The sequence below is a fragment of the Propionispora vibrioides genome, from assembly GCF_900110485.1.
Taxonomy (GTDB): Bacteria; Bacillota; Negativicutes; order Propionisporales; family Propionisporaceae; genus Propionispora; species Propionispora vibrioides.
Map to the genome: position 1 here is coordinate 1 of NZ_FODY01000003.1, position 24,742 is coordinate 24,742.

Consider the following 24,742-nt stretch of genomic DNA (forward strand, 5'->3'; position numbering starts at 1 on the left):
ACATGGCATTGTACAAGCAACGACAAAGGATCGTAGAACATCCATTTGGCACCATCAAGCGTACTTTCGGCTATACTCACTTTTTACTACGGGGAATTGAAAATGTGAAAGGCGAAGCGGTTATGCATTGTTTAATGTATAACCTAAAACGCGTGATCAATTTGCTGGGAACCAATAAATTAATCGAAGCGATTAGAAAAAGAACGGTACTTTCCTATAGCCGGATTGCCGCTCTTTTTGTGGCAATCCCATTTAGGAGCTTATCCGTGAGATAAAAGAGGAGATTTTCGCACAGTCTGACGTTCCTTATTTGACAACTTTTTTTGCTATTTACACCGCGTGATATTCATTAAGAGATACAAAAGCTCCCGTTTTTAACGAGAGCTTTTCCCATTTCTTATCACTAATAACTTTTCTACACTAATTAAGACACTTTAATATCAAATGCCCTATCTTTCGCTTATTAATCAAACTTCTGCGCATTATTTCTAAATTGTATGGCTTCAGCCACATGCTGTCCGGTGATGATTTGTTCTCCCGCCAGGTCGGCGATTGTGCGGGAGACCTTGATAATCCTGTCGTAACCCCGGCCGCTCAGGTTCATTTTAGTGAAGGCTTGTTTCAACAGTTCCTGCGCCTCCTTTGTCAGGGGGCAGAATTTTTTGAGATGTTTGTGTCCCATCTGGGCGTTGCAGAATAGACCGTACTGTCCCAGTCGCTCCCGCTGCAAATCCCGCACGGCTGCTACACGGGCCCGGATGGCAGCCGAAGGCTCCGCCGGTACGGTTGCCGCGATTTCACTGTATTCCAGCCGTGGCACATGGACATGGATATCAATCCGGTCAAGCAACGGACCGGATATTTTTTTCACATACCGCCGAATATCGGCTGGCGTACAGGTGCAGGTTTGCAGACCATCACCGGCAAAGCCACAGGGGCAGGGATTCATCGCAGCGATGAGCATGAATCGGGCAGGGTAAGAGGAGGAAGCCTGCACGCGTGAAATGGTTACATGCCCGTCTTCCAACGGCTGGCGCAGCACTTCCAGTACGCCGCGGGGAAATTCCGGCAGTTCGTCCAAAAACAGCACACCGTGGTGGCTTAAGGTTACCTCACCTGGTTTGGGGATTCTGCCGCCGCCAATCATGCCCGCATCCGATATGGTATGATGGGGGCTCCTGAATGGACGTACGGAAACCAAACCGGTGTTGGCCGATAGCAAGCCGGCAATGCTGTAAATTTTGGTAACTTCCAAGGCCTCCTGGTCGGACATGGCCGGCAAAATGCCCGGCACCCGCCGGGCCAGCATGGTTTTTCCCGAGCCAGGCGATCCGCTAAGCAGCAGGTTATGCCCACCGGCGGCAGCGATTTCCACCGCTCGTTTGGCAACCACCTGACCCTGTACTTCGGAAAAATCATCTCCCAAAACAGGCAAACCAGCGGCTTCCACCCGTTTTTGCTGCGGTGTCAAAGCCCGTCTTTCCTGCAAATGCCAAACTACCTCGGCCAGTTTGTCCGGCGCATACACGGTCAGGCCATCAACCAGTAAGGCCTCGCCGGCATTTTCCCTGGCGACAAACAACTGGGTGATGCCCTGCTCAGCCGCAGCCATGGCCATCGGCAATACGCCTGATACGGCGCGCAGCCTGCCTTCCAGTGACAGTTCACTGACAAACAGGCAGCGCCGGCAATTTTCTCCGACCTGTCCACTGGCTGCCAATATGCCGATAGCAATGGGTAAATCCAAACCGGAGCTATCCTTTTTGATATCGGCCGGCGCCAGATTGATGGTAATCCGCTGGGCCGGGAACTCAAAACCGGAATTCTTGATTGCCGCCCTGACCCGTTCCCGTGATTCACGTACAGCCGTATCAGGCAGTCCGACAATTTCCATTCCCGGCAGCCCATTGGTAATATCCACTTCCACATGAATAGCAATGCCGTCTAACCCAAACGTGGTGGCTCCGAATGTCTGCGCAAACATATTCTACCTCCATCGGCCTCATTTCCGTTCCTGCAACAGCTTGGTTACGTCTAAGGCAATCGGTTCCGCACTATTGCCGCCCAAAAGCATTAACAAGGTGATTAATCCGTCCGTCAGCTTCATATACCTCAATGACATCAATTCGGCAGGGCACGTCCGGCTGCTGGGTTTGGGCCAAATAACACAGCGCTGTTTGGATGATTTTTTGCTGTTTCCGATAGGTTACTGCTTCGGCCGGCAACCCGTACCGCGTGCTGCGCCTGGTTTTTACCTCGACAAAAACCAGTACACCGTCTTTCTTGGCGATAATATCAATTTCACCCGTCCTGGCTCGGTATTTTTGTTGCAGGACAGCGTAACCATGGCGGCGCAAATATTCGACTACCACCGCTTCCCCCTTTTCACCCAAGGCTATATGGTTCATCCCAACACCTCTGCTTTTCACCGCAGGCCTACTTAGCCATTTCTTCAGCCAAAATTCTGATCCAAACGATAAATATAGGCCAGAACCTCCGCCACCGCTTTATACAGAGCCGGTGGAATTTCCCGGTCCAGTTCCACGGCCATCAGCATATTGGACAGCGCCTTATTCTTATATAGAGGTACCGCCTGGCTTTGGGCCACAGCCATAATCTGCTCGGCAACCAAACCCTTTCCTTTGGCTACAACCCTAGGAGCACTATCTGCCTCCCGGTCATACTGAATGGCAACCGCCTGTTTGCGTTCTTCTTTCTGTTCGCTCATGCTGTCTCCCCCGGTATAATGCGCACACTAAAATCAGTCAGTGTCAGCGGCAGTTCTCCCAACGCGCTGCGTACCTGGGCAACGATGTCACGAAAAGCAGTCGCCGCCTCATCGGTGGAAAATTCGGTACGCACGCTCAACAGATTGCCCTGATATAAATGAAACATGGCGTCCACCCGGCCCAGATGGTTGGTATCAAAGAAAATGCGCAGCCAGGTTTCCGGTTGAGCCTCCCTTTTATAGCCACCCGTCCCTTGCTGTTCATGATAGATACGAACATAAGCCGGATAAACGGTACTGCCATCGCCAAAATAGATGGGTATAGTAAAGGACATGGTATTGGCAGTATTTGTTTTTTCCGGCAGAGCAGCTTGCGAATCCTGCACGGTAGCCGACAACTCCTGAATGGTGCGAATGGCTTTCTGCAGTGTTTCCGCCGGCAGTTCTTTCCATTTGGAAGCCTCGGAAAATTTAAACATTAGCCATAGATCAGGCAACTCCGGCAGATTATGCGTCACAGCCGCCTGTCTAACGGTTTGCGGCAGAAAATCCTGCAAGTAGTTAACAGCTTTCTGCAGTTCCTGGTGTTCCGCTGCAGTTACATCCAGTGTTTCCAGACGCGTAGCAGGAAACTCATCGGGAATTTCGCCGCCATCCAATATGTCTTTGGCCACTTTAGTTATTGTCGCTGCCGTCCACACCTCGGCTTCCTGAGCCGCAGCGAGACCGGCCGGTACAACAGCGGCCGGTGAAGACGTTTTTCCTGCCATTTCACCTGCCGCCGGCTCCGGCAACACGGTGCGGCTTTCTCCACTTGTCCGGGAAATTTCTGTCTGCAGTTGTTTTACTGCCAGTAAAAGGGGTTGAATATCTTCTCCCGCGTCCCCCGCCGGCTGGTTAAGCAGCGTCAACAATATCTGTTTACCTGCCGTCTGCTCCTTAGCAGGTAAATCCTGAAATTCGGCGGCCAATTGTCGAACGGCTGCCAACACCGATTCCCGGTCCTGCTCATTGTTAGCCAATACCTGCCAGGCCTTGGCCGGCCAGTCGGTCACCGGTTTGCTGGTCGGCGGTACTGGGGGACGGGTTGCCTCATCCAATGGCGTCGCTGTTGCTGGTTGCATGTTGGGTTCAGCCGTTATCGTCAACTTGGCAGCCTGTTGCGGTTCCTGTCCGCCTTCCGGCACCGGCAAAACAGTTTTTGCCACACTCTCCGGCAGAGGTTGCAACGCAGGCTGGCGAAAAGCTCCCGTTTCCACCGTATTATTGGGTTCCACCGGTTGATTCTGCATAGCGGATTGAGCCGGCAAGTTATCCTGTGCCGCTGCCGGCGGTTCTGTCACCGGTGCCGTCTGAGGCGGCAGTTGCGGTGGATTCTGCCGTACCGTGGCAAGAACCGTCTCAGTCTTTTCCGCCAGCGTATTCCAGATATCCGGAGTAAGCTGTTCTTCCAGATAAAGTGTTCCCTGCAGGGTTTGCACTATATTTTGCAGTTGTTCGGCCAGATTTTTTGGTAGTTGTACCAGGGTAGACATTCCCCGGGAAATAGCACCGGTGTCGGGCGCTGCCTGCTGCAAAATTTGCCGCACCTCTTGCTGCAAACTGTCAGGCAGCGAAGCCAGTAGCAACTGGCTGTTTTCAACTGTTCCGCCCAGATTACTTAGCAGCGTTTCGAGTGCTTCATGGATCAAAAGCTGAACCTGCAGCCCCGGTGTATTGGTCTCGGCCTGAGCTTGGGGCTGAGCCGTCGCAGACACGTTAGCCTGTCCTTCCAGCTCGGCCGGTGCCGGAAGCTGTCCCGGTGAAAGATTACTAACTCGCATCCTGTCTGCCTCCCCATGATTTAATCGGTTCAAAGCTGGTCCGGTGAATCGGGCAAGGCCCATATTCCGCCAATGCTCTTAAATGTTCTCTGGTCCCATAGCCTTTATGATTTTGAAAACCGTATTGCGGATAAATCAGCGCCAACTCTTCCATCAGCCGGTCCCGTTCCACCTTGGCCAGAATAGAGGCTGCCGCAATGGATGCACTCAGCCCGTCTCCGCCAATCAATGAATTGGCCGGAATCGGCAGTTCCGGCAATGGCACGGCATCAATCAAAGCGGCCTGCGGTTTCAGTTCAATGGTCTTAATCGCCTGATACATGGCCTGCACAGTAGCCTGATAGATATTCAACCGGTCAATATCCGCCACTTCGACAATGACCGTCTTGGTAGACAACGCTTTCTTTTTAATCTCATCATATAATACGGCCCTTTGCGCCGCCGACAGTTTTTTCGAATCGTTCAACGAAGGAAGGCTGCAGCCAAACGGCAGAATCGCCGCACCGACCACCAGCGGACCGGCCAGCGGCCCCCGCCCTGCCTCATCGACACCGACAATGCATTCATAGCCTTGACGGCGCAGTTCCTGCTCCGGCAGAAAAAGCTGCTGCAGGCGGGCCGCTTCCTTAGTCAGGCTTGCTTTTCTTTTTTGCCACTTCTCCAATAATCGTATGACCGAAACACGTCGGTCCGTATGTAGCTCCGCCAAAATAGCCTCCGGCAGCTCCGCCTGATCCAGCAATTCCGTTATCTCCGCAACCGTCATGTTAGCCATACGCAAAAAAATCCCCGCCAATCCTGGGCGTGTGGGCCTGAGTATTCATTGTCCACACACCTTAAAATATTCTTCCGTTTTTGCTATATTCTTGCTGTTAAAGACAAATTCCTTTCTCCACCAGAAAAACAGCCCCATCCATTGCCCAACAAAAAAGGACACAGCCATTAACCGGCTATGCCCCGTATTGCTTTACTCTATTTCCTTATACTCGGCGATAATACGGCTTACAATACCATAGGCTTTTGCCTCTGCCGCATCCAGCCAATAATTACGCTGCGTATCCTGCTCCACCTTGGCCAGCGGTTGTCCGGTCCCGTCGCTAATCAAACGGTTGATGCGGCGGCGCATCTTGATAATTTCATCGGCTTCTATTTTGATATCGGTCGCCTGGCCGCGCACCCCGCCGAGCGGCTGGTGAATCATATAGCGGGTATTGGGCAATGAGTAGCGGTCCTCTTTCGCGGCCGCCAGATAAATGGTAATGCCGGCACTGGCTACCCAGCCGGTACCGATGACAATGACTCTCGGCGTCACAAAGCGAATCATATCATGAATGGTGTCACCGGCCTCCACATGACCGCCCTGGCTGTTAATAAATAATTTAATCGGTTCATCACTCATTTCCTGCAAAATGAGGAGTTGAGCAGTTACTTTCTCCGCCACAGCCTGCGTGATCTCACCGGCAATAATGATCGACCGGGTTTTTAACAGTTTCTCCTGCCATTTCCCTTGTTTTTCTTCTTGTTCCATTTTATTTCCTCCTTGTCCGTCGAACAATAGCAACTGAATCAAATTAATCAATTGTTCACAGAGCATCTATTCTCTTTAACTTATATTCCATCGACCAGACAAAATCCTGCCGGTGCTGCCTAAAAAATAAAGGAGGCTGCCCTTTACTCGATCGAGCCTCCCCACTTCTGATCTATTCCCGGTCCGGCAATTGGCGGTCCAGCGTAAACTGTCCCAGCTTGCCACCGCGAAATTCGTTCAAAATGATTTTGCGGGCCTTGTCGCAATCGACCACGCCGCCACTGCGCAAACAGCCCCGCTTGCTGCCGATCAGGCGCAGCAATTCCTCGCTGTCTTCCGGCAAAGGCAGCGTCAGCTTGTATCTCTCGCTCAGCCGTTCGCTGTAGTCCTCCCGCAGCATGGTTAAAAATTTGGCCATTACCTGCTCCAGATCATATACTTCGTCGTTAATAGCCCCGGTAATGGCTAGCCGCAGGGCCACCGACGGGTCCTCTATCTTCGGCCAAAGTACGCCGGGAGTATCCAAAAGCTCCAGGTTATTGGAGACTTTAATCCATTGCTTCCCCCTGGTTACACCCGGCTTATCGGCTGTACGCACAGTGGCCGATCCCAGCAGGCGATTGATCAGGGAGGATTTTCCCACGTTGGGGATGCCCAGAATCATTGCTCTTACAGCCCGTGGCCGCACTCCTTTGGCAACAAGTTTGGCAATGGCCGCGCTGGCGCCCTGCTCCACCTTACTGATCAGGGCCTTGGTTCCTTTACCTGTCATGGAATCAATGGCAACTGCCTGCAGGCCTTGACTGCGGAATGTTTCTATCCAGCGTTCGGTCCAGGCCGTTTCAGCCAGGTCAGCCTTGTTTAGCGCAACGACGCGCGGCTTGTTCTCAATGATATCGGCAATCACTGGATTGGCACTGCTCAGTGGTATGCGGGCATCTACCAGTTCAATGACGACATCGACCAGCTTTACGTGTTCACGCATCATACGCTGAGCTTTGGCCATATGCCCGGGAAACCAGTTTATACGCATGTTATCCTTGCTATTTTCCATATACATCACTCACAATATGCAGATTCATTCACCGGCTCGTTCTTTGGCCGGCTCCGTATACAAAAAGCCGTTTCAACCCCGTCCGCCTGACGCGCTGACAGATGGTGATGGTACAACCATTCACAGCGGCAGTACGGTACTAGTTTTAAACGGCTTACGCTTTTTCATACGGCTTACAGTCAGACGTTTGACTAAGGAAGAGTTTTTAGCTGATCAAAGGGCCAAAATACCAGTACGGCTTTGCCCTTAATCAAGTTAAGCGGCACAAAGCCAACATCGTTAAACCGGCTGTCCTCGGAATTATTCCGGTTGTCTCCCATGACAAAGATGGTTCCGCTAGGCACGGTAGCCAACGGATAGGAGCCTTTAGTCTTTTCCAAAATATAAGGTTCATTTAACAATTGTCCGTTACGGAACACACGGCCTTCCTTGATTTCAATCGTATCACCGGCCACAGCAATGACCCGTTTGATAAAATCACGGCTGGGGTCCTGCGGATAGCGGAAAACCAGAACATCATCATACTCAGGCATTTTAAAACGGTAAATGAATTTATTGACCACCAGGCGTTCCCCGTTCATTAACGTGGGACGCATCGAAGGCCCTTCCACCATATACAGTTCCACAATAAAATACCGGATAAAAAATGCCAGTACAACGGCAATGACGATGGAAATAACCCAGTCCTTTATTTCGTTTTTTAGATTTGCATTACTCAAGGTGAATTCCTCCTACCGGATAACACTTCTCTATGTAAAGGGGATACTCTGCGTCACTTAAAGCATCTGATAAGCTTAAGAATTTTTTGTGCTGCAAAACGAAGTAGTCGCGCAAATATACGCAAACGCCGACAACACTTCAGGCCGAAAAAGGAAACTATCTATTTAGGCGACGCAAGGTACTAACTCCACCTTAGTGTTCGATATAAAGCCGGTCTCTATACAGCCCAAAAAGCAAGAAAAGACCCGGCTTGTGCCAAGTCTGTGTGACACCGGCGGAAGCCTTAGTCTTTCCACTGATGACCGAAAAAATACACCTTCCGGCCATGCGAGAAAAGGGACTGCTGCCAGTCCCCTGTTTACTACCGTCTTTCTCTAATACGTGCGGCTTTACCGGTAAGGTTGCGCAGGTAATACAATTTAGCACGGCGCACAATACCTCTGCGGACGACTTCGATTTTTTCCAAACGGGGAGAATGTACCGGGAAAGTACGTTCTACGCCAACACCGTAAGAAATACGTCTTACCGTGAAAGTTTCACGTACGCCGCCACCCTGACGGGTGATAACAACACCTTCAAAAACCTGGATACGTTCACGATTGCCTTCCACTACCTTTACGTGGGCGCGAACGGTGTCTCCCGGTCTGAACGTAGGAATGTCCTTACGAAGTTGCTCTTGTTCTAATGCCTGAATAATATTCACTTATAGTGCCTCCTTATACTAGACGTTCTTACCCGCCCGATAAGCGACAGAGGACCGTCCGTTTTACACGACGATAATTTTATCATATATTGCTTGGATATTCAAGTATTAATTACGACCACCAGGCCTCGCCCAGCAACCGGTCAAGGATAATGGCCACAGCCGCCCGCACCGGCAGATGATTGTAATCACAGGGACCGTAAATAGGCTCCAGAATGTAATCAAACTGCTCCATTACTGATTTTTCAATGCCCCAGCCTGTCCCGAACAATAAGAGACAAGGTTGATCTTCCTCCTGCAGCAGCGTCCGGAGCTTTCGATACGACACCATATTGGAAAATTGGCGCGCATCGGTAGTTACAATGACCGGCGCTTTGCCTTCTGCAGCCGTAATCTGCTCAACGGCTGCCCGGATATCCGGCACTATGTCCAAAATACTGAAGGCTTCCCTCCGGTCGGGGTTATACTCGCCGCCATAGCCGGTCTGCCAGTATTCCACGATATCCCTGGCCATTTTGACCTGGCTTTCCACTGGGTGAATGATGAAATAACGTGCAATATGATAGGTACGTGATGTCCGGGCAATATCGTGGACATCAAAATTGGTGATGGCCGTTGTCACCACATCATTATTTTTATTATAAATAGGATAATGAACCAGTCCTAAGTAAACCCTTGACATTAGTGCACTAGCCTCCAGACCGTTCTTTCTTGATTTCCTCCAGCAAGGCGGCATCCTCCGCATTCAACGGAAAATCCACCAGCAGATCGGGACGCCGTTCCAGCGTGTTTTTCAACGATTGTTTCCGCCGCCATCTGGCTATCTTGGCATGGTCGCCGGAAATTAGCACGTCAGGCACCGACCAGCCGCGAAAGTCACGGGGCCGGGTATACTGGGGATATTCGAGCAACCCGCTGTAAAAGGAATCCTGCTCCGCCCCGTCGCTGGCGCCCAATACACCGGGCAGCATACGGGCCACGGCATCCACGACGACCATGGCCGGCAATTCACCGCCGGTCAGTACATAATCACCGATGGATACGGCTTCGTCGGCCAGATGCTGGCGCACCCGGTCATCCAGACCCTCATAATGGCCACAGATAAAGACAAGCTGCTCATACCCGGCCAGTTCCCTGGCCTTTTGCTGGGTAAAAGACTGCCCGCCGGGACACATTAAGATCACCCGGCGCTTATCCGATTCCCGCTCGGCCGTAACGCTTTCGACCGCCAGAAAAACCGGATCAGGCTTCATCACCATGCCTGCGCCACCGCCAAAGGGATAATCATCAACAATATGATGTTTATCAAAAGCGAAATCGCGGGGATTGGTCACCTGCACCGAAAGCAGTCCGGCCTCCCGTGCCCGCTTGATGATGCTGTGCCCGAAAGGTCCGGCAAACATGTCGGGAAATAAGGAAATGATATCAATGCGCATCATGCTTCCGCATCCCACTCCTGAAGTTTCACCTTCATTTTTCCGCCCGGCAGGTCGATATCCAGCACTACCCTTTTCAGCGCCGGCACCAGCACCGGCCGCTGCCCTTCCTGCTCCACGACATACACATCATTGCTGCCCGTGGTAATAATGTCCTTTACCTGCCCCAGAAATTCCCCGTCTTCCGTGAAGACCTCTAAACCGATGATCTGGAAATGATAATAATGACCCGTCGGTAACGGTACCAATTCATCAGGTCTAACCTGGATCACCTTATTGCGGAGTGGCTCGGCAGCATTCTTGCTGTCAATACCTTTTAAGGTAAGCAGTACAAAATGCTTATGATATTTGACACCAAGCACTGGCCATACACTGCCGTCATCCAGCCGGATGGTCTTCATCTGTTCAAACCGCTCGGGAAAGTCGGTGTCCGGTATAACACGCACTTCACCCCGCACACCGTGCGGGGCAGTAATCTTTCCTATGGAAATCAACTTTTCTGTCATGCTTTTTCTTCCTACCTGCGGAAGGCGATAACGATCCCGTCTTCAATCAGGATTTCCTCACCAAGTATTTTATGCAAGTCATCACCGATGCCAACTGACACGGTTCTCTCCAACGTACCCTGGGCAATTTCTGCTCCCAGTTCCAATTGGGCCGTTTCCTTTAGCTTTTCCATCATATGGTTTTTAAATTCAAGACGTTTTTGACGTTCCGCATCAATCTGCTGACGAATGGCGGTCAATCCCTGCATATCCTGCTTAGCCTGATCGGCTAACGCCCGTTTGGCATGAAACTCCAGTTGTTGCAATTCCATGTCCACTTTTTTAATATTTTCCTGAATTTCTGCTGCCAAACGCTGTTTGAGATTTTCCGTTACTTTGGCTTTGATCGTGACAGGGCATTTCAAGCTCATATTTTCCATCCCGTTAATCCACCTTTCTTTAGCCCTGTTCTAAAACCCTCCACAACCAGTCTCAGAACAGGCCTCTCTTTTATTGCAAAAGGCCCATCTGCCAAAGCATTTGACAGTTGAACCTTTCACAACAAAACTCCTGATTATTTATTTTCTAAATAATTTCCACTGTTACTTTTTTATTTTCGCGAGTGGCAGCAGCTTTTACTACGGTGCGTAGTGCCTTAGCTATGCGACCCTGTTTACCAATGACTTTACCCATGTCTTCCGGAGCTACCCTGAGTTCATAAACAGTGCCGGTCGCTTCAGCCAACTCCGTCACAGCAACCTGTTCCGGATTTTTCACTAAAGCTTTGGCGATAACTTCAACGAGATCCTTCATAGTTATCAAGCCTCTTTCTTAGCACGCTTTATTTCATCCCATTTTTTCATGATGCCAACCGCTTTGAACAAGCTTTTTACCGTATCGGTAGGTTGAGCACCCTGTTGCAGCCAGCTAATTGCTTTTTCCTCATCCACTTTAATGACTGCCGGTTCAACCGTAGAGTCATAATGTCCCAGAGTTTCAATAAACCGGCCATCACGCGGCGAGCGAGAGTCAGCCACAACAACGCGATAGAACGGGTTCTTTTTAGCACCCATACGTTTCAAACGAATTTTAACCGCCATTTCCATTCACCTCCTTTATAGAGTATCCGAAGCTTGGATACTCACTGTATACATATATTAGCGCATAAAGGGAAGCTTAAAGCCCAGCCCCTTTTTCGCACCTTTTTGCATTTCCTGAAACCGTTTCATCATCTTCCTGGCCTCGGTAAACTGTTTTAGCAGCCTGTTTACATCCTGTACCCGCGTCCCGCTGCCCAAAGCAATGCGTTTGCGGCGGCTGCCGTTGATGATGTCCGGCGAACGCCGTTCCTTCTTGGTCATCGAGCGGATAATCGCCTCTACATGGACCAGTTCCTTTTCGTCAAACTCAATATCCTGCAGCTTTTTCAAATTTCCCATACCGGGCAGCATGCTCAGTATCTGCTCAAAGGAGCCAAGCTTGCGCACCTGCTGCAGCTGCTCGAGAAAATCGTCCAGCGTGAACTCTTCCTTGCGCAGCTTCTTTTCCATCGCCTGAGCCTGCTCCAGATCAATGGCACTCTGCGCTTTTTCGATCAGGCTCAACACATCGCCCATGCCGAGAATCCGGGACGCCATCCGGTCGGGATGAAAGGTTTCCAAGGCATCCAGCTTTTCGCCCATGCCGACAAACTTAATCGGCCGTCCGGTCACCGCCCGGACCGATAAAGCTGCCCCGCCGCGGGCATCGCCGTCAAGTTTGGTCAGAATCACACCGTCAACGCCCAGTTCATTGTTGAAGGACTCGGCCACCGTAACGGCATCCTGACCCGTCATGGCATCAACCACCAGCAGGATTTCATGGGGTTTGACCTCGCGCTTGATATCTTTCAGTTCTTGCATCAATTCTTCGTTAATATGCAAACGGCCGGCCGTATCAATGAGCACCATGTCCCTCGTATGGGCTAAGGCGTACTCCAGTGCCTGTTTAGCGATGTCCACGGGTTTCGTACCCGGTTCGGCGGCATACACCGGAACATCAAGCTGTTCGCCCAGCACCTGTAATTGCTTGATGGCTGCCGGACGGTAAATATCCGCCGCAACCAGCAATGGGCGCTTGCTCTGCTTCTTGACCAGCAAATTAGCCAGTTTGGCAACCGTCGTCGTTTTACCGGCCCCCTGCAAGCCTACCATCATCACAATGGTCGGCGGCCGGGAGGCGATGGCGATACGGCTTTGTGTCCCGCCCATCAGCTCGGTCAGTTCATCGTTGACAATCTTTATGACATGCTGCACCGGTGTAAGGCTGCCCATGACTTCCTGGCCAATAGCCCGCTCTTTGATTTTGGCAATAAACTCTTTCACTACCTTAAAGTTTACGTCCGCTTCCAGGAGCGCCATCCGGACCTCGCGCATGGCTTCGTTCACATCCGCCTCGGTCAGTTTGCCCCGGCCGCGCAGTTTTTTAAATGTTTGCTGTAATTTATCGGCTAAGCCTTCAAAAACCATGCTATGCCTCCTTACCGTAATCCAATAAAAGTTCCAATATATGTAGCGACCGATTTACCGGCTCCAACTGCTTCACTTCATCAGACAGACTGCTGATCAGGCCATACACCTGACTGATTGTCTGCTGCTCGTGTTGAAACCGCTCAATCAGCTTAAGTTTAGTTTCATATTCGTCCAGAAGCTGCTCAGCCCGTCGCAAAATGTCATGTACCGCCTGCCGGGTCACGCCAAGCTGCTCAGCCATCTCCGCCAGCGACAAATCGCTGAGATAATGCATTTCCAGACACTGCCGCTGCTTTTCGGTCAGCAACGCGCCATAAAAATCATATAAAAATCCCATGCGCAGCACTTTATCCAGCATACTGAAACGATCCCTTCATGCTTTAGGAAGAACGGCTTTTTACTTTTCTAAGTATACAGACTGGCACCGGCATTGTCAAGTATTTTACCTTGTCACTTCTTAAGTATATTTTTGACAAGATAAGATAATATGTACATCTGTTACCGGTTACGAAAAAGAAACAGCAGGAAATAGCTCGACATAGGTTGAGAAAAGGCTTAAAAGCATGGTATTATATGTTCATGAGTTTGTGGAGGTATAACAAATGTCCAGCAATTTATACAAGCCTGAGGAAGTAGCAAAAATACTTAATATTTCGAGATTTACCGTGTATGGTCTGATTAAGCGCGGCGAATTGCCGGCCTACCGCATTGGACGCAGCATGCGTATTGAAAGCGCCGATCTTGAAAACTATAAACGGAAATCGCGCAGCAGCGAGTTATTTACCGGCCATGAGGGGTTACCTGCCGATCCGTCTGCCCCAGCCCACTATCCGGGCCTTATTATTTGTGGACAAGATGTTATCCTTGATGTACTGTCGGGCCATCTTGAAAAACAAATTCCCGGCGTGCAGTTTTTGCGGCGCTATGTCGGCAGTATCAGCGGTTTAATTTCGCTTTACAACCGCACCGCTAATATTGCCACAACTCATCTTTGGGACGGAGACAGCGATGAATATAACGTGCCTTTTGTCCGCCGCTACTTACCGGGACAAAAAGCCTGTGTTGTCAATTTGGTCTCCCGCGTCGAAGGCTTTTATATCGCTCCCGGCAATCCCAAAAACATCAAAGACTGGCATGATTTGATCCGGCCCGATATTCGTTTCGTCAATCGCAACCTTGGTGCCGGTGCCAGAGTGCTTTTAGATGAAAAACTGCGTAAGCTTAATATAGATTCCCGCAACATCCAGGGATATTCCCGTGAGGAATTAAGCCATCTGGCAGTTGCCAGTTGTGTCGCCAGAGGCGAAGCCGACGTCGGCCTCGGAACGGAAAAGGCGGCGATGCAGGTCCGTAACATTGAGTTTATCCCACTGCAAAAAGAACGGTATGATCTCGTTATTTTACCGCAGGACATCAATCCCCAGCATTTTGAAACCTTGCTTTCCATCTTACGGTCCGATGAATTCCGTAAAGAAGTCATGGGCATGAGCGGCTATGATATTTCTCAGATGGGTGAAATCATCGCCGAACTGTAACCACGGCCAAAGCAATACAGCCCCAAGCAAACGAGGGTATGACCACGTTGCTTGGGGCTTTTTCTATTGGTTGAATGATAATCATTTCACCAAATCGCGCTGTCACCTGTTTCGCCGGTCCGTACCCGGATAGCATCGCTCAGCGGCAGGACAAAAATTTTGCCGTCACCGACCTGATTATCCGTCCGGTTTACCGCCATAATCGCCTGCACAATCCGGGGAACATCCTCGTCGTGGGCAATGACGTTAAACAATCGCCGCGGAAACAGCCGGACTCCATTCAGGAAGGTATCAATCAACAGTTCCGCTTCTTGTTTATCCTTGCTTTTGTTAAGGGCCAGCAATTCCTGTTTGCGGGCTTCGATTACCGCAGGGTCCTTGACCAGCTTGCCTCTGCCTAGCACCTTGGAGGCGGTAAAACCGGCCACACCGGCTTCAACCAGGGCCCGTTTGGTAGCACTGACCTTGCCCATCCTTACCACCGCAATAATTTCTTTCATAATGCCGCCCCCTATAGTCCGGTTTTGCCGCTGGAAATAGTATACACCTCTTCCACCGGTGAGACAAAAATCTTTCCGTCGCCAAACAATCCCTGATCCCCCGATTTAGCTGTCTGTAGAATGATATTCGCAATTGCCTCCTGGTCTGCGGCGTGGACTACCATAATAATCATCGTCTTGGGAATTTCATCATAAACCACGCCGGCCAGCTTAATACCTTTCTGCTTCCCCCTGCCGACCACATCCAGTACGGTAGCGGCATTAAAGCCCCCGGCAGCCAGTTCGTTCAGAACTTCATCTCTTTTTTCAGGTCTGATAATCGCTCTGATCATAATCATGCTATGCTCATCCTCCTGCTCTCTTTTATTGTGTTATCATCGATACTAGGGAACCACTGATTTATTCACACCGCACACCCAAACGGATCTTTTTCCCTCTGGCTGCGTCAGCCACTCTTGAAATAGGGACCGCTATTCCTGCGGTTTTACTTCCCTGCCATCCGAAAAAATCTCTCACTAGACCGGCAGGCTCATTAAATCAGCGGTTCCCTAGGCAATTCCGGGCGTCCGGGCAGCTTCCAGTACCTGAAAGGCATGCAGCAAGCCTTCTTCCACACCGGCACAGGATTCTACCACGGCAATGCCCCGTTCCTGCAGACGTTTTTGAGCCTCATAGCCAATACGCATGGTCAGTACGGCATCGCAATCGGCAAAATTTTGCACTACAGCAGCCTTTACCGCTTCACTTTCCTCACAGGTGGCCTTCCCGGAACAATACTTTGCGACATTCCTCGTTTCCAGGAAGGTACTACGGCTGCCGTCAGTCTCATAAATATGAAAAGCTTCGGCATAGCCGTAATGCAAATCAATCATCCTCCTGTTCCGGGACGTAACGGCTACCTTATAAAGTCCGTGCTTAGACTGACAGTTGCCGGGCAATTCCTTTTTCGCATCCCGGAATTTATAGGACTGGTCCTCATTCAAAAGGCCAATGGCATCGGCCCGGCATTGCTGACAGTGCCGCATTTGTGGCAATTCACTCTGACACAGATCCCGCAAAGCTTCCACTTCTTTGCGGCTGGTCTGAGGAAAATGTCTAAACACGCTGCCCGGTGCCGGAATAAGCGGCATGATATTGGACAACGCCGCGCCCCGCTCCTTTACTGCTTTCACGACCTCAGGAATGTGACTGCCGTTAATTGCTTTGATCATCACAGTATTGACCTTGACCAAAACACCATTGGCGGCTAACCGTTCAATGCCGGTCAGTTGGTTGTTGATTAGAATGTTCGCCGCACTTTCCCCCACGTAATAGTTCCCCTGATAATGGACGTGGTGATAGATGCTCGCGCCAATAGCCGGCTCCAGACAGTTTACCGTGACCGTTACGTGCCGGATACCCAGCTCCACAATCTCTGGGGCATAGCGCGGCAGCATCAGTCCATTGGTCGACAGACAAAAGATAGTATCCGGTGCGGCAGCCTTAATCAGTTCAATGCTTTTCCGGACTGCTCTCCAGTTAGCCAGCGCGTCACCCGGTCCGGCAATACCGACTACGCTGAGCTGCGGTAATTCAGCCTTTACCCTGGTAAACTTGGCCAGCGCTTCTTCCGGTGTCAGTACGGAACTGGTTACGCCGGGCCGGCTTTCATTCACACAGTCGTATTTGCGGTTGCAATAGTTGCAACTGATATTACATACCGGCGCCACCGGCAGATGCATTCGGGCAAACTTTTGGTGCGCTTCGAACGAATAGCAGGGATGTTTAGCTGTCTTGGCTGCCAGTTCCACCGCTTCACCGGACAGATCGGTCTTGGGACATGGCTGCTCCATATGCTCCCCTCCATTTCCATAATACCTGGCTGACTGCAGTCTTCGTCAGAACAGGAATTTTTACTTAAACAGGTCTTGTCCGGCCACCGGATTTTCCTTTGCGGTGAGTTCTGCCACCTCGATGCCGTAAACCATAACCGTTTTGTTATCGAAAGATGACCGGTACTGCTCCACAAATTCACCGGTCAATGGACTCTTAAAAAAGCCGGGAAGAAATTTCTCCAACAGCCGGTTCAGGGCTGCCGTTTTTTCCACTGTGTCCACTACCGGCAAAGCCTTACCAAAGATAACCACGCTCAGATACGCCGTATCACATTTGGCCGGATGAGCGTCAGTCACCGTGCCGAACTCTTCAAAGACAGTGAAACAAACTGACGGCTGCTTAGCCAGAACGGTATGTTTCCTGCCGCTCCCCATGCCATGGATGTATATCTTGCCGTTCCAATACACATAATTCACCGGTAAAGCATAGGGGATGCCGCTTGAATCGCACATGCTCAGTGTCCCCACCCGCTGTTCGGCTAAGAAGCGTTCGACTTTTTCCTGATCATGACAAATTCGCTGAGTATAGCTGATTTGCTCCATCTTTGTTCACCTCTCGTTTGCGGTATACGCTGCCAGACGGTCAAGAAATTCTGTCATCAGTGAATTAACCACCGCCAGTATCCCCATATTCTCCCGAATGGCTTGAGCTGTCTGCACATAAGGTCCCGGCCGCAGCTCGTCGGCACAATGATAAAGCAATGAGTTAATGCTGGCGGCCGTGCTTTCCAGATGAAACTGGAAACCAAAAACCCGATCCCGGTACATAAAGGCTTGATGAGGGCAGCCCTCGCTGGAGGCGATGCAGACCGACTCCTCGCCGAGCATACTGAAAGTGTCGTTATGCCACTGAAAAACGGGAAAGCTTTCCGGAAATCCGTCAAAAAATTTTCCCTGGATTTTTTCTTTGTACAGGGTAACCGGCAGCCAGCCGATTTCGGCCACTGGATTCTTCGTAACTTTACCGCCCAATACATCGGCTATGAGCTGCGCCCCCAGGCAAATGCCCAGGACTACTTTATCTTGCTCAATGGCCTTTCGAATGCAGTCCTTCTCATAACCCAGCCAGGGGTATTGCTCTTCTTCGTAAATATTCATCGGACCGCCCATAATCACCAGCCAGTCAAACTGGTCCGGTTCAGGCACCGCCTCAAAATTATACAGGTGCGTACCCGTAAGCCGGTGTCCTCGTTCATGCGCCCAGGTGACAAGCATGGCCGGGTTCTCAAAAGGAACATGCTGCAAATAATGAATTCTCATGGCAACCCCCTTCAGGTCCTATCAACTACACTTTTATCGGCCTTATTCGGTCAAGTCGGGCAGCTTTCCTTCTGCTGCTGGGCAAAACGCCGTACGTCACCGATCCTTATCGGATCGAACAGTTCCGCCACGGCTTCACACAACTCTAACACTTTCACCATATCGGTTAACTCCGGTGCGCCGTGAAAATAATTTTCCAGCGAACAGATACCAAAAATCTGGTCCAGCGAACGGATCGACTGATTCAGTTCCGGTGAAACAACCAGACAGTCTATTTCTTCGACGGCCTCCATCAGGCAAATATAGTTATGATTTTCCGGCTCAATCCCGTACAGCAGGCACAAGGCAATCAGATAGTTTTCCAGCGCAACCGAGGCCACGTTAAAGACTACGCTGGCATGCTGGCCTTCTTCCAGAAATTGTCGGGCCCGGAAATGATACATCCTGCTGCTACGGTAGTTTTCCTCAAACGCCGCCACATCGATTTCGCTTATGTCCATCATATGACCAGCCTCTTTTCTCCTTACATACTGCCGGTTTTCAGTCAAACCGGCAGTATGCAGGTTACTGTTGGATTTCTGCACTTTTGTTGTCTTTAACGGTATTGCTGCCTAATCTTTCACCAAACATTCAGCATCCATTCTTTACTCTTTTTATACTCCATATCAGTAAACAGGGTATTGGCCATAGCCTCGGCCAGCCACATGGCTCCGGCATAACCAACTACGGGGTACCGGTGCAACCCGGCACGGTCATAAGTGGGAAAACCGACTCTTACCATGGGTATATTGTTATCAATCGAGGTAAACCGTCCCTTGGAGTGGCCCAGAATCAAATCCAGCTCAAGCCCTTCATTTTTTATCCGGTTTTCCAATTCCCACAAATCGGCATTAGTGATAATTTCCATATCGTAATCTACATTTTCCTGGAGCGCTTTAATGCGGGGATCCAGGGGATAGTCCTTACGATCATCACCAAGCAGCAGCAGCATAGGCTTCATTCCCAGATCAAGACAGAACTCGGCCAGACCGATCACGAGATCGGGATTCCCATAAATGGCAACCTTTTTATCGGCCAGAAATAAATGGGCCACATCTGTAATAGCGTCAATGGCAATGCCCCGTTCTTTGACTAAAGAAGGTGGTATTGATTTGCCGGTCAGGCTTTTTACATTCTGCAAAAACGAATCGGTATTGCGGATTCCAATCGGCGTAGGGCCGATAATGGCCGGTACATCAAATTCGCTTTCCAGATATTCCGCAGCCTGCCCTCCCTCATAGCGGTTCAGGGCGATCGTGCCTAACGCGTTAGCCGTTCCCGCTAAGTCTTCAATGGTGGTATTGCCATGAGAGACATGGTTTCCGTCAGGCATTAACGGAGAGTCGAAACTTTCAATCTCAAAAAGAACGGTTGTGTCAACTTCCATGGCCGCCAGCAAATGTTTCAGTTCGGTTACATCACCGGGATTAACCCAGCCGGTAATCAAATTCAGTTTCCCGTTCGGCTCACCCTTCTTGGCAAAATAGCTGACCACATCTTTTACGGCCGCATCATACCCGGTGACCATGCTTCCCTTAAAGCTTGGTGCGTGAATGGGGATTAAATATACTTCCCGACCAGGATATTTTTCTTTTAACAGTCCATTATTGAGTTTCGTTATAACCCCGTCAATATCATCACCGATAACTTCTGTCGAGCAAGTGGTTATAATCGGCACAACTTTCACATGGGGATACCGCATCAACAGCACGTCAACCGCCTGCTCCACCCGGTTCAGCGCCCCGAATACGGCGCCGTCCTCATGCACAGAAGAAGATGCAATTTCAAAGCTTTCCTTAAAATGCTGCGAGAAAAGCAATCGGACAAACATAACGCAACCTTGACCACCATGCACGATGCCAATACAATCCTTGATTCCAATGCTGACAAACTGGGAACCGCAGGGCTGGCAGGTAAATATGGGGTTGATAATTCCAGCACGCTCTTTTTCTTTTAATTCGCAAGCCATAATATCATCCTTCCTAATAGAGAGGTACGGTTAGCTCTTCATTAAGCGACCCGGTAATCGTCAGATAATCCATCCGCTCCTTCAGCCCCTGCATAAGCAGTTTTAATTCGGCCTTATCCATAGCATGAATCCACTCATACCGCTGCCGGTAAGCTTCAGCCAAAATGACGGCATCAACCCAGTAGCATTTATCCTGAGGAGTTTCCTTCTCAACCGGTTCGTCACATAAAATCTGCATCGTTTTGGTAAGAATCCCCTCATTTTGCTTTTCCCGATCCCAGGCCCGGGAATGAAACTGCCACAGGCAATTCTTCATAATATAATCAACCAACTGTTCAATTCGCTCACGCATAACATCATCCATAGATCGGCACCTCCCTTATACCACTGAAAGTTTTGGTTGCGCCGGCGGGAAGCTGGAATAGGTTTTGCTCCGTAGGTCGGAGACGCTGTCAAACTTCCCGGTATATTGGCGCAGATCAGTTGAAGCAGTTATTTCCGGACTCAAATTGGTATCGGAAAGCATTTGCCGGGTTTCAAATCCCTTATCTGTGGCAATCTCATCCTTGCTGATATCCAGATAAGCAAGCTTGTGTATCGGCGAATAAATAGCGTTATAGATGTCGCGGGCAAACCGCACCCAGCCCTCAAAACCTTTATAGGGACCGTTATGATAGGCATGGGCATTCAGATAGGGAACACGAATCTTCTTCGCTACCTCGCCGGGCCGTTTGCCGGTAAAAATCACGTCAGGCTTTAAGTTATACATAGCCTCCAGACCTTCCAACTCGTTTGGATCGTCAATAGCCAAAGCCCCTTCTTCGCAGCGGGCAATGCCTTTTTCCATATCGCCCTGATGGCCGAACTTGGTGTAAACCGAAACAACATCAACGCCCATTTCCGCATGGATAACATGAGCCCAGTGCCAAAGCTTCGATCCGCCGGGCCACAGGCAAACCCGCTTGCCCTTCAGGCGCTCCTTATACCAGTCCAATTCCGGCTTCCAACGAGCCGTTTCTTCGGCAATGATGGCTTCCGCCCGCTCCTCAATGCCAAAGAACATCGCTACCTTGCGTAAGGATGCCGACAGCGGCTCAAAACCGAAGCCGTCAATATCAAGCCGTGGCGTCCCATAGCGCTGCCTGAGTTCGTTACAGATATATTCGGCCGAGCGGGCACACTCCAATACATTAAGATGAGCTCTGTGCATCGCCCGAAGATCATCATAAGATCCATTGCCCGTAAAAGTAGACAACACCTGAATACCCATTCGTTTAAAATAATCTACCATTACTTCCTGGTCGCCCTGAATATTATACTCACCGACATAATTGATCACGTAGTCGCTGGTGATTTTAGGCTCCACATTGCCAACCTTTTGATTAATCCAGGCAATATTGATTTTATGATGTCCGCCGGACTGGCTAGGACCGCCGAAGCCGGGGGAGTTACAGACGAAAATGTCCACATCAGGTAATTCCTCCATTACTTCATCAGCAATGGCGTTGATATCGTCGCCAATCAGCGCCGAAGCACAAGTCTGGTAAAGAGTCATCCGTTTGATATTGGGAAACGCTTTAAAAGCTTCAATGATATTTTGCTTAAGCAGCTTTTCCGCACCAAAGACAATATGCTTTTCCTTCATATCCGTAGCATAGGTGTATTTTAGCTGAAAATTATCGTTATCACTGATATAGCGTTTAGTCTGCCAAGTGTCATAGGTACAGCCTACCGGTCCGTGACTCATGTGAATGACATCCTTCATTGGTGTTCCGATAACATGCTTCGCGCCGCAGTAGGCACAGCCCCGTTCAGAAATGGTGCCGGGTATGGTATTGAGATAGCCGAGCGGCAGTGCATCGGCCAACGTTTCACCGGGGCCTTTTACCACCGCGTGTTTTTTTCTTTCCGGAATGCATTTGCTGCATTCAAACTCATGATACGGCATGACAAGGTCCTCCCTCATATCGTTAATCAATACATATACAGATACAATTACCACCGGTTACCGTTATAAGTTAAACAGCCGGTTACCGCTACACAGTCGATTGCTCAATCTGAAATCCCGTATTTGACCACCATAGCCTCCAACGCATCCATGGTGAGCGGCTTGGGAATGACAAATTTATCGTTTTCAATAATCTTGCGGGCCAGTTCGCCGTATTCTTTGGCCTGGTTGCAATCTGCATCGTATTCAACAACTGTTTTCTTATTAAATTCAGCTTTCTGAACGATATTGTCCCGCGGTACAAAATGGATCATCTGGGTACCAATCGCTGCCGTAAACTCTTCCAGGAATTCTCTTTCCCGGTCTACCTTACGGCTATTGCAAATAACACCGCCTAGCCGCACACCGCTTTGTTTAGCGTATTTCAGCAGGCCTTTGCAAATATTATTGGCTGCGTAAATGGCCATCATTTCGCCGGAAGCAACAATATAAACCTCCTGCGCCTTGCCATCCCTGATCGGCATGGCAAATCCGCCGCAGACAACGTCACCAAGTACGTCAAAAAACACAAAATCCAAATCATCTGTATAGGCGCCATTTTTCTCCATCAGGTCAATAGCCGTGATAACACCCCGACCGGCACAACCAACTCCCGGCTCGGGACCACCCGATTCCACACAACGGATTCCCAGATAACCGTCTTTTACCACTCTATCGGTGGTAATTTTGTCTTCCCCTTCGTCACGCAGCATATCCATCAAGGTTTTTTGGTTCATTCCCCCTAAAATCAGCCGGGTTGAATCAGCCTTGGGATCGCAGCCGTGGATAAATACCTTTTTATCGTAAAAATGAGCCATAGCTCCTGCCGTATTTTGCTGGGTCGTGGATTTACCAATTCCGCCTTTACCATAAATCGCAATTTTTCTTGGCATGTGTATGCCCTCCTTTTAAATTAACAGATTTTTTAAAATTATAGTTGAAATTCAAAATACTTCCCGTTATAATAGAAACAGGCAAATTAAATAAACCTAGTGCCACTGGGTTTAACAACGGCTTTGCGGATATTCGTGGTATCCTCAAAGCTTTTGTTTTTAAAGCATATATGGACGATATATCCTCAGCTCCTTCCGGTACAGTTATTTTTGCCTATTAACCAGCTCTAACAGTCTTCTTTTGATAACCACCCCCTTTCATTTCAATAAAGCTACCTTTTTCTCTAAGAACACCTTGAAACTCCCTGCCTGTTTTGCTATAATGCAAAATGGGCAAATCAAATAAACTTAGTGCCACTGAGAATAGGAGATTTACCTCTGCTTCATGGATATTCGTGGTATCCATGAAGCTTTTATTTTTAGCGTTAAATAGTTAGCCGCCAGGCAAGACTGCTTTCTTTACCCGCTATATTCGTGGTATCGCGAGTAAAACGGCCTGCTGTAAAAAAGGGGTATCAATGAACCGTTCCGGTTCATTGATACCCCTTCGTATCTGCCAGGCAAAGTACTGCCAAACACCCTGCTCCAGAGAATATTAAACTTGCTTTTGTCTTATAATACTACACCAAATCCATAGAGTCAATATGTTTTAGTTAATTTAATTTGTTTTTGTTGATTTAGTTTATCTAGTTAGTATCTGTGTATAAATAAAAACAAGGATCTCTTTAACAGATCCTTGTTTTTATGATTAATCGGCAAACAATGCCTGGCTGAACGCCGCCGGATCAAAAGGACGCAAATCCTGTAGCCCTTCACCGATACCGATCCAGCGAACGGGAACATTCAATTCCGACTTGATGGCAATCACCACGCCACCCTTGGCCGTACCGTCCAGCTTGGTCAGAACCAAGCCGGACACGGCAGCGGCTTCGCCAAACAGTTTGGCCTGGTTTACAGCGTTCTGACCGGTAGTTGCATCCAATACCAGCAAGGTGCTGTGCGGCGCTCCCGGCAGCTCCCGGTTGATAATCCGATAGATTTTTTTCAGTTCCTCCATTAGGTTGGACTTAGTATGCAGCCGTCCCGCCGTATCAATAATCAGCACATCCACTTTTCGTGCCTTAGCCGATTGGACGGCGTCAAACACTACGGCCGCCGGATCGGAACCCTCCGTATGCTTGATAACCTCCGCTCCGATCCGGCCGCCCCAGATTTCCAATTGTTCAATGGCCGCAGCACGGAAGGTATCGCCGGCCGCCAGCATGACCGTCTTACCCTGCTCCCGGTAGTAATTGCCCAGTTTGCCGATGGTGGTCGTTTTTCCCACACCGTTAACTCCTACCACCATAATCACCATGGGCGGCTGTACCTCGGGCTCCGCCGTTTCACCATTCATTAAAATAGCACTGATTTTCTCCTGCAAAAACGGCTTTAATTCTTCCGGCGACTGAATTTGCTTGTTCTTAATCCCGGCCCGGACGTCCGACAGCAGTTGTGCTGTTGTTTTTACCCCCACATCGGCGGTCAGTAAGATAGCCTCCAGATCATCCAAAAACTCATCGTCAATGTCGGCATAGCCGACAATCAACTGTTCAATCTTCTCGGTTAAGCCTTTGCGGGTCTTTTCCAGACCGACTTTCAATTTATCAAAAAAGCCCATATTCATTCCACCTAATTCCTATTTTTTCACACGCCCTT

Annotated in this window: 30 protein-coding genes; 2 read left to right on the top strand and 28 right to left on the bottom strand. The window is 49.7% G+C overall.

Features of this window, described 5'->3' with window-relative positions; all coding sequences use genetic code 11:
• The coding region (locus tag BMW43_RS03290; RefSeq protein ID WP_091743986.1) for a transposase at positions 1-275 on the top strand (275 nt) is incomplete at its 5' end.
• 188 nt (positions 276-463) lie between these two features.
• Here the strand turns inward: BMW43_RS03290 and BMW43_RS03295 are convergent.
• From BMW43_RS03295 to ylxM, 17 genes are all read right to left on the bottom strand, one after another.
• Positions 464-1,984 (bottom strand): YifB family Mg chelatase-like AAA ATPase, encoded by a 1,521-nt coding sequence (locus tag BMW43_RS03295; protein WP_091743987.1) that lies wholly within the window; start codon positions 1,982-1,984, stop codon positions 464-466.
• Between the two features lie 70 nt (positions 1,985-2,054).
• Entirely contained in the window at positions 2,055-2,408 is a 354-nt protein-coding gene (locus BMW43_RS03300; RefSeq protein ID WP_091743988.1) for a YraN family protein, read from the bottom strand.
• A gap of 44 nt (positions 2,409-2,452) precedes the next feature.
• Positions 2,453-2,728 (bottom strand): EscU/YscU/HrcU family type III secretion system export apparatus switch protein, encoded by a 276-nt coding sequence (locus BMW43_RS03305; protein WP_091743989.1) that lies wholly within the window; start codon positions 2,726-2,728, stop codon positions 2,453-2,455.
• On the bottom strand, positions 2,725-4,551 hold the full coding sequence (locus BMW43_RS03310; RefSeq protein ID WP_091743990.1) for a hypothetical protein: 1,827 nt from the start codon (positions 4,549-4,551) through the stop codon (positions 2,725-2,727). Before BMW43_RS03310 ends, BMW43_RS03305 begins: the two co-directional genes overlap by 4 nt.
• Entirely contained in the window at positions 4,541-5,332 is a 792-nt protein-coding gene (rnhB, locus tag BMW43_RS03315) for a ribonuclease HII (protein ID WP_091743991.1), read from the bottom strand. The genes BMW43_RS03310 and rnhB overlap by 11 nt, the downstream gene beginning before the upstream one ends.
• Positions 5,333-5,518: 186 nt before the next feature.
• Positions 5,519-6,079, bottom strand: a complete 561-nt coding sequence (locus tag BMW43_RS03320; RefSeq protein ID WP_091743992.1) for an ATP-dependent Clp protease proteolytic subunit — start codon at positions 6,077-6,079, stop codon at positions 5,519-5,521.
• 172 nt (positions 6,080-6,251) lie between these two features.
• Entirely contained in the window at positions 6,252-7,139 is an 888-nt protein-coding gene (ylqF, locus tag BMW43_RS03325) for a ribosome biogenesis GTPase YlqF (protein ID WP_439331443.1), read from the bottom strand.
• Positions 7,140-7,324: 185 nt separating this feature from the next.
• Positions 7,325-7,852 carry a signal peptidase I gene (lepB, locus tag BMW43_RS03330; protein ID WP_091743993.1) on the bottom strand — a complete coding sequence of 176 codons (528 nt, stop codon included), beginning with the start codon at positions 7,850-7,852 and terminating at the stop codon, positions 7,325-7,327.
• Positions 7,853-8,214: 362 nt separating this feature from the next.
• Positions 8,215-8,556 (bottom strand): 50S ribosomal protein L19, encoded by a 342-nt coding sequence (rplS, locus tag BMW43_RS03335; protein ID WP_091743994.1) that lies wholly within the window; start codon positions 8,554-8,556, stop codon positions 8,215-8,217.
• 112 nt (positions 8,557-8,668) lie between these two features.
• A complete protein-coding gene (locus BMW43_RS03340; RefSeq protein ID WP_091743995.1) occupies positions 8,669-9,238 on the bottom strand; it encodes an RNA methyltransferase in 570 nt (189 codons plus the stop codon).
• A 7-nt stretch (positions 9,239-9,245) separates the two neighbouring features.
• A complete protein-coding gene (gene trmD, locus BMW43_RS03345; protein WP_091744224.1) occupies positions 9,246-9,992 on the bottom strand; it encodes a tRNA (guanosine(37)-N1)-methyltransferase TrmD in 747 nt (248 codons plus the stop codon).
• Complete coding sequence (rimM, locus tag BMW43_RS03350; protein WP_091743996.1) at positions 9,992-10,498, bottom strand: ribosome maturation factor RimM; 507 nt, start codon at positions 10,496-10,498, stop codon at positions 9,992-9,994. Before rimM ends, trmD begins: the two co-directional genes overlap by 1 nt.
• An 11-nt stretch (positions 10,499-10,509) precedes the next feature.
• Positions 10,510-10,908 (bottom strand): YlqD family protein, encoded by a 399-nt coding sequence (locus tag BMW43_RS03355; protein ID WP_245732207.1) that lies wholly within the window; start codon positions 10,906-10,908, stop codon positions 10,510-10,512.
• 154 nt (positions 10,909-11,062) lie between these two features.
• On the bottom strand, positions 11,063-11,290 hold the full coding sequence (locus BMW43_RS03360; RefSeq protein WP_091743998.1) for a KH domain-containing protein: 228 nt from the start codon (positions 11,288-11,290) through the stop codon (positions 11,063-11,065).
• Between the two features lie 5 nt (positions 11,291-11,295).
• Positions 11,296-11,577: a 30S ribosomal protein S16 gene (gene rpsP, locus BMW43_RS03365; protein ID WP_091743999.1), complete on the bottom strand. Its 282-nt coding sequence runs from the start codon at positions 11,575-11,577 to the stop codon at positions 11,296-11,298.
• A gap of 57 nt (positions 11,578-11,634) precedes the next feature.
• A complete protein-coding gene (gene ffh / locus BMW43_RS03370; RefSeq protein ID WP_091744000.1) occupies positions 11,635-12,984 on the bottom strand; it encodes a signal recognition particle protein in 1,350 nt (449 codons plus the stop codon).
• A 1-nt stretch (position 12,985) separates the two neighbouring features.
• Entirely contained in the window at positions 12,986-13,345 is a 360-nt protein-coding gene (gene ylxM, locus BMW43_RS03375) for a YlxM family DNA-binding protein (protein ID WP_245732208.1), read from the bottom strand.
• A gap of 244 nt (positions 13,346-13,589) precedes the next feature.
• On the opposite strand from ylxM, the gene BMW43_RS03380 reads away from it, so the two are divergent.
• Positions 13,590-14,522 (top strand): substrate-binding domain-containing protein, encoded by a 933-nt coding sequence (locus BMW43_RS03380; RefSeq protein WP_091744001.1) that lies wholly within the window; start codon positions 13,590-13,592, stop codon positions 14,520-14,522.
• Between the two features lie 86 nt (positions 14,523-14,608).
• Here the strand turns inward: BMW43_RS03380 and BMW43_RS03385 are convergent, their stop codons facing one another.
• From BMW43_RS03385 to ftsY, 11 genes are all read right to left on the bottom strand, one after another.
• Positions 14,609-15,022 carry a P-II family nitrogen regulator gene (locus BMW43_RS03385; RefSeq protein WP_091744002.1) on the bottom strand — a complete coding sequence of 138 codons (414 nt, stop codon included), beginning with the start codon at positions 15,020-15,022 and terminating at the stop codon, positions 14,609-14,611.
• An 11-nt stretch (positions 15,023-15,033) separates the two neighbouring features.
• Complete coding sequence (locus tag BMW43_RS03390) at positions 15,034-15,360, bottom strand: P-II family nitrogen regulator (protein WP_091744003.1); 327 nt, start codon at positions 15,358-15,360, stop codon at positions 15,034-15,036.
• A 210-nt stretch (positions 15,361-15,570) separates the two neighbouring features.
• Complete coding sequence (gene nifB / locus BMW43_RS03395; RefSeq protein ID WP_091744004.1) at positions 15,571-16,854, bottom strand: nitrogenase cofactor biosynthesis protein NifB; 1,284 nt, start codon at positions 16,852-16,854, stop codon at positions 15,571-15,573.
• 60 nt (positions 16,855-16,914) lie between these two features.
• Positions 16,915-17,439 (bottom strand): pyridoxamine 5'-phosphate oxidase family protein, encoded by a 525-nt coding sequence (locus BMW43_RS03400; RefSeq protein WP_091744005.1) that lies wholly within the window; start codon positions 17,437-17,439, stop codon positions 16,915-16,917.
• 6 nt (positions 17,440-17,445) lie between these two features.
• The gene (locus tag BMW43_RS03405; RefSeq protein ID WP_091744006.1) at positions 17,446-18,156 is read right to left on the bottom strand and encodes a type 1 glutamine amidotransferase; all 711 of its coding nucleotides are present in this window, start codon (positions 18,154-18,156) and stop codon (positions 17,446-17,448) included.
• A gap of 50 nt (positions 18,157-18,206) precedes the next feature.
• Positions 18,207-18,659, bottom strand: coding sequence for a hypothetical protein (locus BMW43_RS03410; protein WP_218140588.1), 453 nt, complete (start codon positions 18,657-18,659; stop codon positions 18,207-18,209).
• Between the two features lie 116 nt (positions 18,660-18,775).
• Positions 18,776-20,164 (bottom strand): Fe-only nitrogenase subunit beta, encoded by a 1,389-nt coding sequence (gene anfK / locus BMW43_RS03415; RefSeq protein WP_091744007.1) that lies wholly within the window; start codon positions 20,162-20,164, stop codon positions 18,776-18,778.
• A 13-nt stretch (positions 20,165-20,177) separates the two neighbouring features.
• The gene (anfG, locus tag BMW43_RS03420) at positions 20,178-20,528 is read right to left on the bottom strand and encodes a Fe-only nitrogenase subunit delta (protein WP_091744008.1); all 351 of its coding nucleotides are present in this window, start codon (positions 20,526-20,528) and stop codon (positions 20,178-20,180) included.
• Positions 20,529-20,543: 15 nt separating this feature from the next.
• Positions 20,544-22,112, bottom strand: coding sequence for a nitrogenase iron-iron protein, alpha chain (gene anfD, locus BMW43_RS03425; RefSeq protein WP_091744009.1), 1,569 nt, complete (start codon positions 22,110-22,112; stop codon positions 20,544-20,546).
• Positions 22,113-22,216: 104 nt separating this feature from the next.
• Positions 22,217-23,044 carry a nitrogenase iron protein gene (nifH, locus tag BMW43_RS03430; protein WP_091744010.1) on the bottom strand — a complete coding sequence of 276 codons (828 nt, stop codon included), beginning with the start codon at positions 23,042-23,044 and terminating at the stop codon, positions 22,217-22,219.
• A gap of 748 nt (positions 23,045-23,792) precedes the next feature.
• Positions 23,793-24,704 (bottom strand): signal recognition particle-docking protein FtsY, encoded by a 912-nt coding sequence (gene ftsY / locus BMW43_RS03440; RefSeq protein ID WP_091744012.1) that lies wholly within the window; start codon positions 24,702-24,704, stop codon positions 23,793-23,795.
• Between the last annotated feature and the right edge of the window lie 38 nt (positions 24,705-24,742).

Coding starts and splice junctions, on each gene's coding strand:
- anfG (WP_091744008.1), bottom strand. CDS start 20,528: ATGGATGATGTTATGCGTGAGCGAATTGAACAGTTGGTTGATTATATT.
- BMW43_RS03300 (WP_091743988.1), bottom strand. CDS start 2,408: ATGAACCATATAGCCTTGGGTGAAAAGGGGGAAGCGGTGGTAGTCGAA.
- BMW43_RS03385 (WP_091744002.1), bottom strand. CDS start 15,022: ATGAAAGAAATTATTGCGGTGGTAAGGATGGGCAAGGTCAGTGCTACC.
- anfD (WP_091744009.1), bottom strand. CDS start 22,112: ATGCCGTATCATGAGTTTGAATGCAGCAAATGCATTCCGGAAAGAAAA.
- nifH (WP_091744010.1), bottom strand. CDS start 23,044: ATGCCAAGAAAAATTGCGATTTATGGTAAAGGCGGAATTGGTAAATCC.
- BMW43_RS03340 (WP_091743995.1), bottom strand. CDS start 9,238: ATGTCAAGGGTTTACTTAGGACTGGTTCATTATCCTATTTATAATAAA.
- BMW43_RS03380 (WP_091744001.1), top strand. CDS start 13,590: ATGTCCAGCAATTTATACAAGCCTGAGGAAGTAGCAAAAATACTTAAT.
- BMW43_RS03310 (WP_091743990.1), bottom strand. CDS start 4,551: ATGCGAGTTAGTAATCTTTCACCGGGACAGCTTCCGGCACCGGCCGAG.
- anfK (WP_091744007.1), bottom strand. CDS start 20,164: ATGGCTTGCGAATTAAAAGAAAAAGAGCGTGCTGGAATTATCAACCCC.
- BMW43_RS03295 (WP_091743987.1), bottom strand. CDS start 1,984: ATGTTTGCGCAGACATTCGGAGCCACCACGTTTGGGTTAGACGGCATT.
- BMW43_RS03405 (WP_091744006.1), bottom strand. CDS start 18,156: ATGAGAATTCATTATTTGCAGCATGTTCCTTTTGAGAACCCGGCCATG.
- BMW43_RS03320 (WP_091743992.1), bottom strand. CDS start 6,079: ATGGAACAAGAAGAAAAACAAGGGAAATGGCAGGAGAAACTGTTAAAA.
- BMW43_RS03355 (WP_245732207.1), bottom strand. CDS start 10,908: ATGAGCTTGAAATGCCCTGTCACGATCAAAGCCAAAGTAACGGAAAAT.
- BMW43_RS03410 (WP_218140588.1), bottom strand. CDS start 18,659: ATGATGGACATAAGCGAAATCGATGTGGCGGCGTTTGAGGAAAACTAC.
- BMW43_RS03400 (WP_091744005.1), bottom strand. CDS start 17,439: ATGGAGCAAATCAGCTATACTCAGCGAATTTGTCATGATCAGGAAAAA.
- ffh (WP_091744000.1), bottom strand. CDS start 12,984: ATGGTTTTTGAAGGCTTAGCCGATAAATTACAGCAAACATTTAAAAAA.
- ylqF (WP_439331443.1), bottom strand. CDS start 7,139: ATGTATATGGAAAATAGCAAGGATAACATGCGTATAAACTGGTTTCCC.
- BMW43_RS03390 (WP_091744003.1), bottom strand. CDS start 15,360: ATGATTATGATCAGAGCGATTATCAGACCTGAAAAAAGAGATGAAGTT.
- nifB (WP_091744004.1), bottom strand. CDS start 16,854: ATGGAGCAGCCATGTCCCAAGACCGATCTGTCCGGTGAAGCGGTGGAA.
- BMW43_RS03305 (WP_091743989.1), bottom strand. CDS start 2,728: ATGAGCGAACAGAAAGAAGAACGCAAACAGGCGGTTGCCATTCAGTAT.
- trmD (WP_091744224.1), bottom strand. CDS start 9,992: ATGCGCATTGATATCATTTCCTTATTTCCCGACATGTTTGCCGGACCT.
- ylxM (WP_245732208.1), bottom strand. CDS start 13,345: ATGCTGGATAAAGTGCTGCGCATGGGATTTTTATATGATTTTTATGGC.
- ftsY (WP_091744012.1), bottom strand. CDS start 24,704: ATGGGCTTTTTTGATAAATTGAAAGTCGGTCTGGAAAAGACCCGCAAA.
- rimM (WP_091743996.1), bottom strand. CDS start 10,498: ATGACAGAAAAGTTGATTTCCATAGGAAAGATTACTGCCCCGCACGGT.
- BMW43_RS03360 (WP_091743998.1), bottom strand. CDS start 11,290: ATGAAGGATCTCGTTGAAGTTATCGCCAAAGCTTTAGTGAAAAATCCG.
- rpsP (WP_091743999.1), bottom strand. CDS start 11,577: ATGGCGGTTAAAATTCGTTTGAAACGTATGGGTGCTAAAAAGAACCCG.